This window comes from Streptomyces saintjeani (genome assembly GCF_055409605.1).
The window spans coordinates 9,159,771-9,172,386 of sequence record NZ_CP189624.1; the positions used below are offsets into that span (position 1 = coordinate 9,159,771).

Annotated in this window: 13 protein-coding genes; 8 read left to right on the forward strand and 5 right to left on the reverse strand. The window is 71.9% G+C overall.

Translation table 11 applies throughout. The features are described 5' to 3' along the window. Positions 1–174 precede the first annotated feature (174 nt). Positions 175–705, forward strand: coding sequence for a hypothetical protein (locus ACQCO7_RS41090; protein ID WP_464076612.1), 531 nt, complete (start codon positions 175–177; stop codon positions 703–705). A 281-nt stretch (positions 706–986) separates the two neighbouring features. On the opposite strand, the gene hemC is transcribed toward ACQCO7_RS41090, so the two are convergent. From hemC to ACQCO7_RS41110, 4 genes are all read right to left on the reverse strand, one after another. Continuing rightward, entirely contained in the window at positions 987–1,922 is a 936-nt protein-coding gene (gene hemC / locus ACQCO7_RS41095) for a hydroxymethylbilane synthase (RefSeq protein ID WP_464076613.1), read from the reverse strand. Positions 1,923–2,038: 116 nt separating this feature from the next. Further along, positions 2,039–2,815 (reverse strand): NPP1 family protein, encoded by a 777-nt coding sequence (locus ACQCO7_RS41100; protein WP_464076614.1) that lies wholly within the window; start codon positions 2,813–2,815, stop codon positions 2,039–2,041. 140 nt (positions 2,816–2,955) lie between these two features. Beyond that, positions 2,956–4,107 (reverse strand): sensor histidine kinase, encoded by a 1,152-nt coding sequence (locus tag ACQCO7_RS41105; protein WP_464076615.1) that lies wholly within the window; start codon positions 4,105–4,107, stop codon positions 2,956–2,958. A 43-nt stretch (positions 4,108–4,150) separates the two neighbouring features. Next, positions 4,151–5,191, reverse strand: coding sequence for a zinc-dependent alcohol dehydrogenase (locus ACQCO7_RS41110; RefSeq protein ID WP_464076616.1), 1,041 nt, complete (start codon positions 5,189–5,191; stop codon positions 4,151–4,153). Positions 5,192–5,556: 365 nt separating this feature from the next. Between ACQCO7_RS41110 and ACQCO7_RS41115 the strand changes: the two genes are divergently transcribed. From ACQCO7_RS41115 to ACQCO7_RS41140, 6 genes are all read left to right on the forward strand, one after another. After that, a complete protein-coding gene (locus tag ACQCO7_RS41115; protein ID WP_464077422.1) occupies positions 5,557–6,219 on the forward strand; it encodes a response regulator transcription factor in 663 nt (220 codons plus the stop codon). 106 nt (positions 6,220–6,325) lie between these two features. Then, complete coding sequence (locus ACQCO7_RS41120; protein WP_464076617.1) at positions 6,326–7,531, forward strand: cytochrome P450; 1,206 nt, start codon at positions 6,326–6,328, stop codon at positions 7,529–7,531. A gap of 35 nt (positions 7,532–7,566) precedes the next feature. Continuing rightward, positions 7,567–7,773, forward strand: a complete 207-nt coding sequence (locus ACQCO7_RS41125; RefSeq protein ID WP_464076618.1) for a ferredoxin — start codon at positions 7,567–7,569, stop codon at positions 7,771–7,773. A gap of 30 nt (positions 7,774–7,803) precedes the next feature. Further along, positions 7,804–8,304 (forward strand): MarR family winged helix-turn-helix transcriptional regulator, encoded by a 501-nt coding sequence (locus tag ACQCO7_RS41130; RefSeq protein WP_464076619.1) that lies wholly within the window; start codon positions 7,804–7,806, stop codon positions 8,302–8,304. A 55-nt stretch (positions 8,305–8,359) separates the two neighbouring features. Further along, entirely contained in the window at positions 8,360–8,824 is a 465-nt protein-coding gene (locus ACQCO7_RS41135; protein ID WP_010357303.1) for a peroxiredoxin, read from the forward strand. A 32-nt stretch (positions 8,825–8,856) separates the two neighbouring features. Then, entirely contained in the window at positions 8,857–11,166 is a 2,310-nt protein-coding gene (locus ACQCO7_RS41140; protein ID WP_464076620.1) for an ATP-binding SpoIIE family protein phosphatase, read from the forward strand. Position 11,167: 1 nt separating this feature from the next. Here ACQCO7_RS41140 and ACQCO7_RS41145 read toward each other — a convergent pair whose 3' ends face one another. Next, entirely contained in the window at positions 11,168–11,587 is a 420-nt protein-coding gene (locus ACQCO7_RS41145) for a cupin domain-containing protein (RefSeq protein WP_464076621.1), read from the reverse strand. 102 nt (positions 11,588–11,689) lie between these two features. Here ACQCO7_RS41145 and ACQCO7_RS41150 point away from each other — a divergent pair, with 102 nt between their 5' ends. Next, positions 11,690–12,616, forward strand: a complete 927-nt coding sequence (locus ACQCO7_RS41150; RefSeq protein WP_464076622.1) for a TauD/TfdA dioxygenase family protein — start codon at positions 11,690–11,692, stop codon at positions 12,614–12,616.

Sequence of the window (12,616 nt, forward strand, 5' to 3'; positions counted from 1 at the left end):
GATGTGCGGCACGTTTGCACAAGGTGTCACCTCGGGCGTTCAGATATTTCCGCTGGGCACGGCTTGATCACCGATCAAAAGGGACGATGTCCCAGGCCACGGGGTATTCCGCTCATTTGACAGTGCACTCGGGCCACGGATAGGACTCAGCCGGTGGACGTCGGGAGGTGGGCCGTGTACGAGCCGAACGTGGTCGGAGACTGGCAGGAGTACGAGGCGTACTCCGGTCTGCGCCTGTGCGTGAACCGGCTGGAGCGTGCGGAGCCCCCACGAGGCCGCGACGACGCCGCCGACGGCCTCACGTACTTCAGGCTCCGCGTGGTCGTCGAGAACCGCGGCGAGTCCAAGTACTGCGTCCACCTGGAGGACGGCCAGATCGACGTCCGCCTCGGCCCCGACAGCGAGAGCGCCTTCGTCGACTGGCGCAACTCCCAGTTCGTGGAGGGCTTCGACGTCTACCCCCTGCGCCGGGTGACGGCGGTCCTGCACGCGGCCGGCCCCGAGTCCGCGCTGGACCGCATCGACATCCAGGTCCAGCTCCGGGTGGACGACGAATGGACCGAACGCCGGTTGTGGACAGGCGGATTGGACCTCTGCGAGGAGCGGGTGGGCGCGGCCCCCTGCGCCGGGCGCGAGAGCGAGCTGTCCCGCCAGGTGAGCAACTACCTCCGGGACCAGGCCGAGGCGGGGGACGGGACGTCCTGAGGTCGGCGCAGAGCTCTTGAGCCGGTGATCGGGGCCCGGGCGGTGCCACCCTGAGGGGCTGGTTGCCGCCGGTCGAGCCGGTGGATTCCGCAGCTCGCGGCGCCTGGATCGCCTTCGGCGGAGGCCCTGCCAGGACTCGCCGAGCCGTGACCGGCGGTGCGCGTGCCGGACGGTCCCGATGCTGAGGCGGCAGGCTCTGACCGGCCGTACCACGACCGAGCGCCCGACTCCGGGCCATGTCGTCGACCGGCCCGGTCGAGCCCGCGCCGCCCCCGGAGGGCTCAGTGCGGGATGCCGTCGATCAGGTCCCGTGCCCCCTGCCGCAGCAGCGCCACCGCCACGGACGTGCCCAGCGTCGCCGGGTCCAGTGGGCCGGCCCATTCGTGGGCGTTCAGACGGGTCTTGCCGTCCGGGGTGAAGACGCAGGCGCGCAGGGAGAGTTCGCCGGTGCGGTCGACCTGGGCGTAGCCGGCGATGGGGCTGTTGCAGTGGCCCTGGAGGACGTGGAGGAACATGCGTTCCGCCGTGGCCTCGCGGTGGGTCGAGGGGTCGCCCAGCGCGCTGACCGTGTCGATCAGGTCCGTGTCGCCCTCGCGGCACTGGAGGGCCAGGATGCCCGCGCCGATGGGCGGCATCATCGCCTCGGGGGAGAGGATCTCGGTGATGACGTCGGTGCGGTCGATGCGCTCCAGACCCGAGACCGCGAGCAGCAGCGCGTCGGCCTCGCCCGCGGCCAGCTTCTCCAGCCGCCGGTTGGCGTTGCCCCGGAACGGCACGCACTCCAGGTGCGGGTGGGTGGCCGCCAGTTGGGCGATACGGCGGACCGAGGACGTCCCGATGCGGGTGCCGTCGGGCAGCTCGTCCAGAGTCAGACCGCCGGGGTGGATCAGCGCGTCCCGGACGTCGTCGCGCTTCAGGAACGCGGCGAACACGGTCCCGGCGGGCAGCGGCCGGTCAGCGGGCACGTCCTTCACGCAGTGGACGGCGAGATCCGCCTCCCCGGCGAGCAGCGCGGCATCGACCTCTTTGGTGAACGCGCCCTTGCCCTCGACCTGGGACAGGTCGCCCATCCACTTGTCACCGGTCGTCTTCACCGGCACGACCGCGGTCCGCACCCCGGGATACAGGGCGCCCAACTCGGCGCGCACCCGCTCCACTTGGGCCAGAGCCATCGGCGAGTCACGGGAGACGATACGGATCAGTTCGGGTACCGACATGTGAGACACGATAGACCCTCCCGGCCGCCCCACGGACACCGCGGGCCTCCGTCCGGACGAGCCCCGGCCGTCCCCCGAACCCGGTCGGACCCGGATCCGGGGGACGCCTCAGCAGCTCACGCGTTGGGATCGAACGAGATCCCCGAGGGCAGCGCCTTCGTCAGGTGGGCGGCGAAGTTCGCGTCCTTGAGCCCGAAGTTGGCGGACCCGAAGTCGTACGCGCTCAACTTGTCCCGCAGCCCCGCCGGGTACCCGTTCCAGCCGACCAGCGGCGGGTACTGCCAGGTGTGCTTCGCGTTCTCCGGCGGCTCGTCGTTGGAGTTCGCCAGCCGGAAGCAGTGCGTGCTGATCCCGTCCTTGTGGTAGACGACCTTCGCGTGGGTCCCGTCGAAGCGGACCGAGGACGCCGGACTGACCGTGAACGAACCGTGGTTGGACGTCGCGACGTACTGGACCGTGCCGTTCTGCACCCAGATCACGACATGCTCCCAGTCGTTCCGGTGCCCGCCGATGCTGCTGTTGGCGAGGGCCTGGTCCTTCTCGAAGTACAGGCCGTACATGTACGCGCACCAGCCGTTGTCGCACTTGGCGCGCGAGTAGCTGTTCGTGTTGTCCAGGTCCGAGGCGTCGTGGCACTCGCCGCTGAGCGAACCCGTCGGGTTCAGGCCGCCGTTGACCGTCCCGTCGGGGCCGATCGCCGGGGTCGAGTAGCAGCCGTCGGTGTCGTAGTCGAACGCCGGCAGGTACGTCAGCTCGGCGGCTTCAGCGTTCTGCGGCAGCGCCTTCGGCGGGGCGGCGTACGCGGCCGTCGGGACGGCGAGCACGAGCGCGCCGGCGAGCGCCGACACGGTGAGCCATCTGCGGCGGCCCGACGGGGACTTGGGTGACGACAAGGCGTCCTCCGGATGGGGGGAGAGGGGGAGCGTGGGGGGGGGGGCAGCTCAGCTTCCCCGCTTTTCCCACCCCCGCCAAGGGGTCATGCACATATCAAAAGTGAAGTATCGGCGAAGACTTGGCTGTTGGGAGGCGGTGATCACCACACGCACGGCAGCTCCGCCGTCACCACCGTCGGCCCGCCCGGCGGACTGGAGACGCCGACCGTCCCGTCCAGCGCCGCGACCCTGCGCCGCATTCCGGTCAGCCCCGACCCCGCGTGATCGTCCGCGCCGCCCTTCCCCGCGTCGCGGATCTCGACCCGCAGCCCCCGCCTCGTCCGCGCCAGACCCACCTCCGCCTGGTCGGCGCCGCTGTGCTTCGCGACGTTCGTCAGCGCCTCGGCGACCACGAAGTACGCCGCCGCCTCCACCGCCGCGGGCGGCCGTACGCCGTCGTCCAGCCCCTCGGCACGCACGTCGACCGCCAGCCCGCTGCTCCCCGCGAGCGCGCGTACGGCACCGGCCAGACCCCGGTCCGTGAGGATCGGCGGGTGGATGCCCCGTACGACGTGCCGCAGCTCGGAGAGGGCCTCCTCCGCCTGGCCGAGCGCGTCGTCGAGCAGCGTGCGCGCCTTCTCCGGGTCCGCCTCGTACGCCCGCTGCGCCAGCCCGATCCGCATCGACAGGGCGACCAGGCGGGCCTGGGCGCCGTCGTGCAAGTCCCGTTCGATACGGCGCAGTTCGGCGCCGTGCGCGGCGACCGCGTCGGCACGCGTCGTCGTCAGCTCCGCCACCCGCGCCTCCAGGAGCGCTTCCGGCGAGGGGCGCAGCAGGGCCGCCGACCAGCCCGCCTCCAGGTCGGCCAGCTTCGTGATCAGCGGCAGGACCACCGCGCGCCGCCGCAGGACGCCGCACCAGACGCCGTCCACGACCAGGCCGACCGGCCACAGCGGGACCATCAGGAGGTTCAGCCAGCCGTACGCGTACTGCGCGGCCATCCACAGCAGGTCCTTGCCGGTGCCCGGGTCCCGTACGGCGATCTTGATCCGGTCCGGCAGGGGGCCCGTGATCGGGCGGTACGCCTCCGGGATCGGCCGCTCCGTCCACCGCGCCGTCAGCGTCCGCTTGGCGCCCGCGATCCGGCGGACGATCAGCACCGTCTCCGGGAACATCCAGATGCCGATCACCGCGACGACGCAGACGGCGGTGATCAGCAGGACCGTGATGAACAGGTACGACAGGAACGCCACGACCGCGGCGAGGGCGAGGTGGGCGGAGGCGCGGGCGGCCTGGCGGAGGGTCGCGAGCATGGGGGTCCCGGGGAAGCGGAGGGGCGTACGGCCTGTGCTTGCGTCAGTCGTCCAGCGTGACGACGATCTTCTCCGCCGCGCCCGGCGACAGCGCCAGTTCGAAGGCGCGGTCCGCCTCCGCGAACGGGATCGTGTGGCTGATCAGCTTCGCGAACCGGTCCTGGTGCTCGACGAGTTCGGGGGTCACCTCGAAGATCTCCGTGGGGTAGCCCTGGGACGGGATCAGCGTCAGCTCGCTGCGGAGCATGCCGCCGAGGTCGATCTCGCCCTTCTTCTGGACGGCCACCATGACCAGCTTGGCGTGCCACTTCGCGTTGGCGACGACCGTGGTGAAGACGGCGGGGGCACCGGCCGCGTCCAGGTAGATGTCCGTGCCGGGGCGGGGCTGGCCCAGCGCGTTCGCGGCCTGGCCGTGCAGTTCCGTGAGGCGCGCGGTGACGTCCTGCGCCGCCGAGTCGATGACGGCGTCCGCGCCCACGGCCAGTGCCTTCTCCAGCCGGGAGGGGATGACGTCGACCACGGTGACGTGCCCGACGCCGCGCAGCTTGAACCAGATCGCCGCGCCGAGGCCGATGGGGCCCGCGCCGAAGACGACGACCTTGTCCTCGGGGCGTGCCCCGGAGCGGTTCACCGCGTGCCGGGCCACCGCCATCGGCTCGTTGAGGGAGGCGACCTGGAAGGGGACGGTGTCGGGGAACACCGCGACGCTCCTGCCGACCTCGGCGTTCTCGATGAGCAGGTACTCGCTCATGCCGCCGTACGTGCCGCCGCAGCCGATGATGCCGGTCGGCGCGTCCTGCGGGTTCACCACGACGCGGTCGCCCGCCTTCAGGCCGGTGACCTCCGCGCCGACCTGGACGACCTCACCGGCCGGCTCGTGCCCCAGCGCGACGGGGACCAGGTCGCCGCCCAGGTGGGCCCTGGCCGGCATGCCGCCCATGTGCAGGAACGTGACGTCCGTGCCGCAGATGCCGCAGGCCCGGACCCGTACGAGCGCGTCCTTCGGGCCGGGCTCGGGGAGTTCGACGTCCACGGTCTCGACGCGGTGCACGCCGGCGGTACGGACGGACTTCATGGTGCTCATCGCGGGGGCCTTTCGTCGCTGCTGGGGGTGTCTCCGGGCCCGGCGGCGGCTGGGGGGAGACGCCGTCCGCCGGGCCCGGAGCGCGCCGTTCCCCGTCCCCACGGGTCCGGCGCTCGGGACCTTCTCCGCTCAGAGAGTCCCGGCTCGGTGTTGCTTGAGTTAGGCAAGCATGTGCGAGTTACTTGAGTCAAGCAAATGGTTGGGATTTGCTTGAGTAAGGCAAGCAGGGGGCTAGGGTGAACGGCATGTGCGCTTTACGACGTCCGGACGACGCGTCGGCCTCTCCCTGCCCCGTCTGTCGGGCTCCCCTCGCCGTCACCCCCCGAGCCCACCTCCCCTCCCTGGTGCGGGGCTCCGGACAGCGCGTGCTCGTCGCGGCCCGGGAAGTCGCCGTCGCCGAACTCCTCGCCGTGAGCCTGGAGCTGGCCGGGTACCGGGTCGGGCTCGCCGGGAGTTTCGGGGAGGCCGTGGCCCGCTTGGGGGAGGGGCGGTTCGAGCTGGCGGTGGTCGATCTGGGGCTGCCGGGGCTGCCGAGGAGCAAGGGGGCGGGGCGGCCGGTCGTGCGGCGGTTGCCGGTGTTGTACCTGCTGCCGCCCGACCGGTTGGAGGCGATTCTTCCGGAGCTGGACTCCGGGGAGAAGGACTACGTGACGACACCGATCCGGGTCGCCGAAGTCCTCGCCCGGATGCGGGTGCTGCTGCGCTCCGCCGACCGGAGTCGGGGGAGCGCGCTCAGTTACGACGACCTGGTGCTGGACGACGACGGCTGCCGTGCCGTACGCGGACTCCGCACCCTCGACCTCACCCCCGCCGAGTACCGCCTCCTGCGCCACTTCCTCGTCAACGCCCACCGCGTGCTGTCGAAGGAGCAGATCAGCCGGTTCGTGTGGGGCGACTTCCGGGAGGGCAACGCCATCGAGCAACTGGTCTCGCGGCTCAGGCGGAAGCTGGACCAGGACGGCCCCCCGCTGCTCCACACCCGCCGGGGCTTCGGGTACTGGCTGGGCCGGGAGGAGAGCGAGGCGTGACCTGTGATCCACGCCACGTCAGCTCCCCGTCAGCTTCCTGACCGGGTCGAGTCAGCGCCTTCTGTTTGCCTGGGCCCACGAAACCCCCCCACTCCCGAGGAGAGCCATGGCGGACGCGCTCACCGCACCGGAATTCCCCATGCCGAGGTCGAGTCGGTGCCCCTTCGACCCGCCGCCCGCTCTGACGGAACTCCGCGAGAAAGGGCCGCTGGCGAAGGTCAGGCTCTGGGACGGCAGCGAACCCTGGCTCGTCACGACGTACGCCGAACAGCGCGCCCTGCTCGGCGACCCCAGGGTCAGCGCGGACCCGGACAACCCCGGCTACCCCACGAAGGCGTCGCCCGGTGCCGGGGACGGCAAGCTCAGCTTCATCATGATGGACGACCCGGAACACGCGAGGCTGCGCCGGATGGTGACCGGCCCGTTCGCGATCAGGAAGGTGGAGGCCCTGCGCCCCGCCGTACAGAAGATCACGGACGACCTGATCGACGGCCTCCTCGCCGGACCGAACCCCGTGGACCTGGTCGAGGCGTTCGCGCTGCCGCTGCCGTCCCTCGTGATCTGCGAGCTGCTCGGAGTGCCGTACGCGGACCACGACTTCTTCCAGGGCAACACGAAGACGATGATCCTCCGGACGGCGACCCCGCAGGAGCGGACGGCGGCGAGTCAGGCGATCGGCGGCTACCTCGGCGCCCTCCTCGAAGAGCGCGTCAGCGACCCCCGCGACGACCTGATCTCCGGCATCGCGGGCCGGATCGCGGCCGGTGAACTCGACCACCGGCAGGCCACCGAGATGGCCCTGCTGCTCCTGATCGCGGGCCACGAGACGACCGCGAACATGATCGCCCTCGGCACCCTGGCCCTGCTCAGGAACCCCGGCCAGCTCGCCCTCCTGCGCCAGGGCGGCGACCCGAAGTTCGTCGCGGGCGCGGTCGAGGAACTGCTGAGGTACCTGCACATCACCCACCTCGGCCGGCGCCGCGCGGTCACCGAGGACATCGAGATCGCGGGCCGTACGGTCAGGGCGGGCGAGGGCCTGATCATGGCCAACGAGATCGGCAACCGCGACCCCGAGGCGTTCCCCGACCCGGACCGCCTCGACCTCACCCGCGACGCCCGCCGCCACGTCGCGTTCGGCTTCGGCGTTCACCAGTGCCTCGGCCAGCCCCTGGCCCGTATGGAACTCCAGGTCGTCTACGGCACCCTCTACCGGCGCCTCCCCGGTCTGGAGCTCGCGATCCCCTTCGAGGACGTCCGTTTCAAGGACGACGCGTTCGTGTACGGCGTCCACAGCCTCCCCGTCACCTGGTAATCCGCCAACTCCCCGCAGAACATCAGGAGATCACCGTGCAGGTGGAACTCGAAGCCGACAAGTGCGTGGCGTCCGGCCAGTGCGTCCTCGCCGCGATGGACGTCTTCGACCAGGACGACGACGGCATCGCCGTCCTCCTCGAAGCCGAACCCGCGGCCGACCAGCTCGACGACGTCCGCGAGGCCGTCGCCGTCTGTCCGGCAGCCGCCATCCGTCTCGTCGAGAAGCCGCAAGTTACTTGAGTTACGCAACAACAGGGTAAAGTGGGGCGCATGCCGATCGAACCGCTCCCCGCCTCCGCCTCCCCCGAGGTCATCGAGATCGAGCGGGCGCTCACCCGCATCACGTACCTGAGCACCCGTGCCCGCCAGCACGACCGGCTGATGGCCATCGCGGGCGTCCCCCTCGACCGCGCGGCCGTCGCGCTGCTGCGCCAGGTCGCCGACTCCGAGCCGCTGCGCCCCGGTGAACTGGCCCAGCGGCTCGGCGTCGAGGCGTCGCACGTCACGCGGACCGTCCAGCAGCTCCAGAAGTCCGGGTACGTCACCCGCGTACCCGACCCGCAGGACGGCCGCGCGCAGCGCATCCAGCTCACGGAGGCGGGGGAGCGGGCCGTCGGCCGGATCCGGGCGGCGAGCCAGCGCGGTATGCAGCTCGCGCTCCAGGACTGGACGCCGCAGGAGCTGGAACAGCTCGCCGGGCTCTTCCACCGCATGGTCGACGACTTCCTCACGTATGCGATCGAGGAGGACACCGAACCCGCCACGGCCTGACCTGGAGCGGTCAAGTAGCATCGCGCGCAACCCCACTTGAAGGAGGGACTGGCCCATGAGCCGCGCCCCCGAGACCGGCGACGTCGTCGACGATTTCTCCCTGCCGGACGAGACCGGAACGGTCCGCAGCCTCACCGAGCTGCTCGCCGACGGTCCTGTCGTCCTCTTCTTCTACCCCGGCGCCCTGACGCCCGGCTGCACCGCCGAGGCATGCCACTTCCGCGACCTCGCCGCGGAGTTCAAGGCGGCCGGCGCGCGCCCGGTCGGGATCAGCGGCGACACCGTCGACAAGCAGAACGAGTTCGTCGGCAAGCACACGCTGGGGATGCCGCTGCTGTCCGACGAGGACGGCACCGTGCGGGAGAAGTTCGGCGTCAAGCGCGGGTTCGCGCTCATGGCCACCAAGCGGGTCACGTTCGTGATCGGGCAGGACCGCAGGATCCTGGAGGTCGTGCGCAGCGAGCTGCGGATGAACCAGCACGCGGACCGGGCACTGGAGGTCCTGCGCGCTCGGGGTTGAGCCCCCGCCGCATTACCCCCATTCTGGGACGTATGGAGCATCTCGTCGCTGCGGCGGTCATCGATGCCCGGGGCGTCGTGACGGGCTGGAGCGAGGGGGCCCGCGAGCTGACCGGGCGGACGGCGGGCGAGGCGGTGGGCCGGTCCGCGGCCGAGCTGCTCGGTGACGCGCTGCCGGGCGGCGGGCCCGTCGTCCTGCGGCACAAGGACGGCCACCCCGTCTCCGCCACCCTCACGGCCTGCCCGGTCCTGGGCCCCGGCGGCGAACCCGCCGGGTTCGTCGTCACCGTCGCAGCGCCCCCGCCGCCCTCGCTCGGGGAGCTGGCCTTCCAGCAGGCGTCCATGCCGATGTCCGTGTTCGACACGCGGCAGCGCTATCTGCGGCTCAACTCGGCCGCCTGCCAGGTGATGGGCGTCGACGAGGACGTGCTCCTGGGGCGGCCGTTCCCGGAGACCGTCGAGGACGCCGAGCACAGCCAGGGCTTCCACCACCACCTCCGCGAGGTCGCCGACACCGGGCGGCGCGTGCACTACGAGAGCTACACCGGCGAGCCCTCCGGGAACCGGGAGCACGCCTGGAACATCGAGATGTGGCCCGTGCACGACGCCGGGGGCGAGCTGAGGGCCGTCGCGCTCGCCGCGTTCGACAGCAGCGAGCAGTACTGGGCCCGCCGCCGCCTCGCCCTCCTCAACGAGGCCGCCGCCTCCATCGGCACCACCCTCGACGTCGTCCGCACCGCCGAGGAGGTCGTCGGCCTCCTCGTCCCCCGGTACGCCGACTTCGCGAGCGTCGACCTCTTCGACTGGGTCCTCGGCTCCGACGAACCCCCGCGCATCCCCGAGAGCCAGGTCGTCCTGCGGCGCGTGGCGCACGGCTCCGCCGCCGACGGCACCCCCGAAGCCGCCGTCCACCTCGGCGAGACCGACGCCTACCCGCCGTACAGCCCGCCCGCGAAAGCGCTGCGCGAGGGGCGGGCCGTGCTCAGCCAGGCCGGGGAGCCGGAGTTCGTACGGTGGGTCGCCGAGCGCAACACCCGCTCACCCGAAGGGCGGCCCCACCGGCAGGGCGTGCACTCGATGCTGGCCGTGCCGCTGCGGGCCCGCGGGACGACCCTCGGGGTCGCCGTCGCGATCCGCATGGCGCACCCCGACGACTTCGGGGACGACGACGCCGTGTTCGCCGAGGAACTCGCCAGCCGCGCCGCCGTCTGCGTCGACAACGCCCGCCGCTTCGCCCGCGAACGCGCCACCGCGCTCACCCTCCAGCACAGCCTCCTCCCGCGCGGCCTGCCCGGACAGGCCGCCGTCGAGGTCGCCCACCGGTACCTCCCCTCCGGGTCGACGGCCGGGATCGGCGGCGACTGGTTCGACGTCATCCCCCTGTCCGGCAGCCGTGTCGCGCTGGTCGTCGGCGACGTCGTCGGCCACGGCATCCCCTCCTCGGCGACCATGGGACGGCTCTGCACGGCCGTGCGCACCCTCGCCGACGTCGACCTCCCGCCGGACGAGCTGCTCACCCACCTCGACGACCTCGTCACCCACCTCGCCACCCACGACGACGGCTCCACCGACGCCGCCGAACTCGGCGCGACCTGCCTGTACGCCGTGTACGACCCCGTCGCGCGCCGCCTCGCCCTCGCCGCCGCCGGGCATCCGCCGCCCGCGCTCGTGCTGCCCGACGGGACGGTCCGGTTCGTCGAGATGAGCCCCGGGCCACCCCTCGGCGTCGGCGGACACCCCTTCGAGGCGGCCGAGGTGGAGCTGCCGGAGGGCGCGATCGTCGCTCTCTACACCGACGGGCTCATCGAGGGCCGCGACCGGGACGTCGACCGGGCCGGCGCCGAGCTGTGCGGCGCGCTCGCCGCGCCCGCCGCGACGCTGGACGCGCTCTGCGACACCGTCCTCAAGGCCGTCCTCCCCGAGGAACCCGGCGACGACGTCGCGCTGCTCCTCGCCCGCACGCGTGCGCTCGGCGCGGACCGGGTCGCGACCTGGGACGTCGTACCCGATCCCGAGCACGTCGCCGCGACCCGGCAGGCCGCGATGGCGCAGCTCGCCGCCTGGGGGCTCGACGAGGCGTCCTTCGTCACGGAACTCGTCGTCAGCGAACTCGTCACCAACGCGATCCGGTACGGCGAGCCGCCCATCCGGCTGCGGCTCATCCGGGACCGGACGCTGATCTGCGAGGTGTCCGACGCGAGTTCGACCTCACCGCATCTGCGACGGGCGCACGCCTTCGACGAGGGCGGGCGGGGGCTGCTGCTGGTCGCTCAGCTCACCCAGCGGTGGGGGAGCCGGCAGAACAGCCGGGGGAAGACGATCTGGGCCGAACAGGCACTGTGAACTACTGGAAGTCGCAGCCCGGGTTCGGGGCGTCCTCGGAGAACGGGGCGCCGTGCGGGAGGATGTACAGCGCCTTCAGGACCAGCGGCTTGTCACCCAGGTTGCGGCCGATGTGCACGTAGTTCGGGCCCTCCTCGATGACCTGGCCCTTCTGGTACACGCCGTCCGAATCGCACGTCGCGTCGAAGTGGCTCAGCGTGCCCTCCTCGATGAAGCCGTAGACCATGCCGTCGTGGAAGTGCCAGCCGGTCGTCTGGCCCGGCGGGATCGTCAGCTCGCGCAGGACGTAGTCCTTGTCGCCGACCGTCTTCTGCGCGAGGAGCTTCGCCGTCACCCCCGGGCCCGGAGGCGTGGCCTGGGCGGCCGTGGTGGAGAGAACGAGAGCCGCGAAAGCGGCGGCGAGGACGGTACGTGTACGCATGGGGGGCCTCCTGAGACGTCGTCGGGCGGGACCCTACCGAACGCCAGGAGCACGGGGAGGGAAAACCGGGTAGGGAGTCCGTAAACGGATCTTGGAGGGTTCATGGAGGTCAGGCCGGTCGCCGGGTACATCGGCGCGGAGGTCCACGGGGTCGATCTCGCCGGGGAGTTGGACGCGGCGACGGTACGGGGCATCCGGGACGCGGTCCTGCGCTGGAAGGTCGTCTTCTTCCGGGAGCAGAAGCTCGACCACGCCGGACACGTCGGGTTCGCCCGCCGGTTCGGGGAACCCGTCGCGCCGCGCAAGCGGGGCAGTGCTTCGCCGGCCGGCTTCCCCGAGGTCGAGACCACCGCCGACCGGCTGGAACTCGGCGGGAAGTTCGGCATGGAGCACGAGGAATGGCTCCAGCGGCGCCGGCACACGCTGCTGCGCGGCTGGCACTGCGACCACGGCGCCCGTATCGACCCGCCCGCCGCGACGATCCTGCGCGCCGAGGCGGTTCCGCCGTACGGGGGCGACACGACCTGGTCCAACCTCGCCGCCGCGTACGCCGGGCTGTCGGAGCCGGTACGCCGGTTCGTGGACGGGCTGCGGGTGGAGCACCGGCTGGGCGTGGGGTACCAGCCGCGTGCCGGGGACGACGCGTACGTGCGGCATCTGCTGGACCACCAGGTCGCGTCCGTGCACCCGCTGGTGCGGGTCCATCCCGAGAGCGGGGAGCGGATCCTGTACGTCAACGGGTACTACGCCGAGCAGATCCAGGACGTCTCCCGCGCGGAGAGCCGGGCCCTGCTCGACATGCTGCTCGAACAGGCCGTACGCCCCGAATACACGGTCCGCTTCAGGTGGGAGCCGGGGAGCGTGGCCTTCTGGGACAACCGCGCGACGATCCACCTGGCCCCGGGCGACAACGCGCACCTCGGGTTCCCCCGGACCATGCACCGGGTGATGCTGGCCGGGGACGTGCCGGTGGGGGCGGACGGGAGGGCGTCGGAGGGGGTGACCGGGACGGAGGTGGGGCGGTGGTGA

Excerpts from the sequence above, each read along its gene's own strand:
- ACQCO7_RS41105 (WP_464076615.1), bottom strand. The coding sequence starts at position 4,107 with ATGCTCGCGACCCTCCGCCAGGCCGCCCGCGCCTCCGCCCACCTCGCC.
- hemC (WP_464076613.1), bottom strand. The coding sequence starts at position 1,922 with ATGTCGGTACCCGAACTGATCCGTATCGTCTCCCGTGACTCGCCGATG.
- ACQCO7_RS41135 (WP_010357303.1), top strand. The coding sequence starts at position 8,360 with ATGAGCCGCGCCCCCGAGACCGGCGACGTCGTCGACGATTTCTCCCTG.
- ACQCO7_RS41130 (WP_464076619.1), top strand. The coding sequence starts at position 7,804 with ATGCCGATCGAACCGCTCCCCGCCTCCGCCTCCCCCGAGGTCATCGAG.
- ACQCO7_RS41140 (WP_464076620.1), top strand. The coding sequence starts at position 8,857 with ATGGAGCATCTCGTCGCTGCGGCGGTCATCGATGCCCGGGGCGTCGTG.
- ACQCO7_RS41150 (WP_464076622.1), top strand. The coding sequence starts at position 11,690 with ATGGAGGTCAGGCCGGTCGCCGGGTACATCGGCGCGGAGGTCCACGGG.
- ACQCO7_RS41120 (WP_464076617.1), top strand. The coding sequence starts at position 6,326 with ATGGCGGACGCGCTCACCGCACCGGAATTCCCCATGCCGAGGTCGAGT.
- ACQCO7_RS41110 (WP_464076616.1), bottom strand. The coding sequence starts at position 5,191 with ATGAGCACCATGAAGTCCGTCCGTACCGCCGGCGTGCACCGCGTCGAG.
- ACQCO7_RS41145 (WP_464076621.1), bottom strand. The coding sequence starts at position 11,587 with ATGCGTACACGTACCGTCCTCGCCGCCGCTTTCGCGGCTCTCGTTCTC.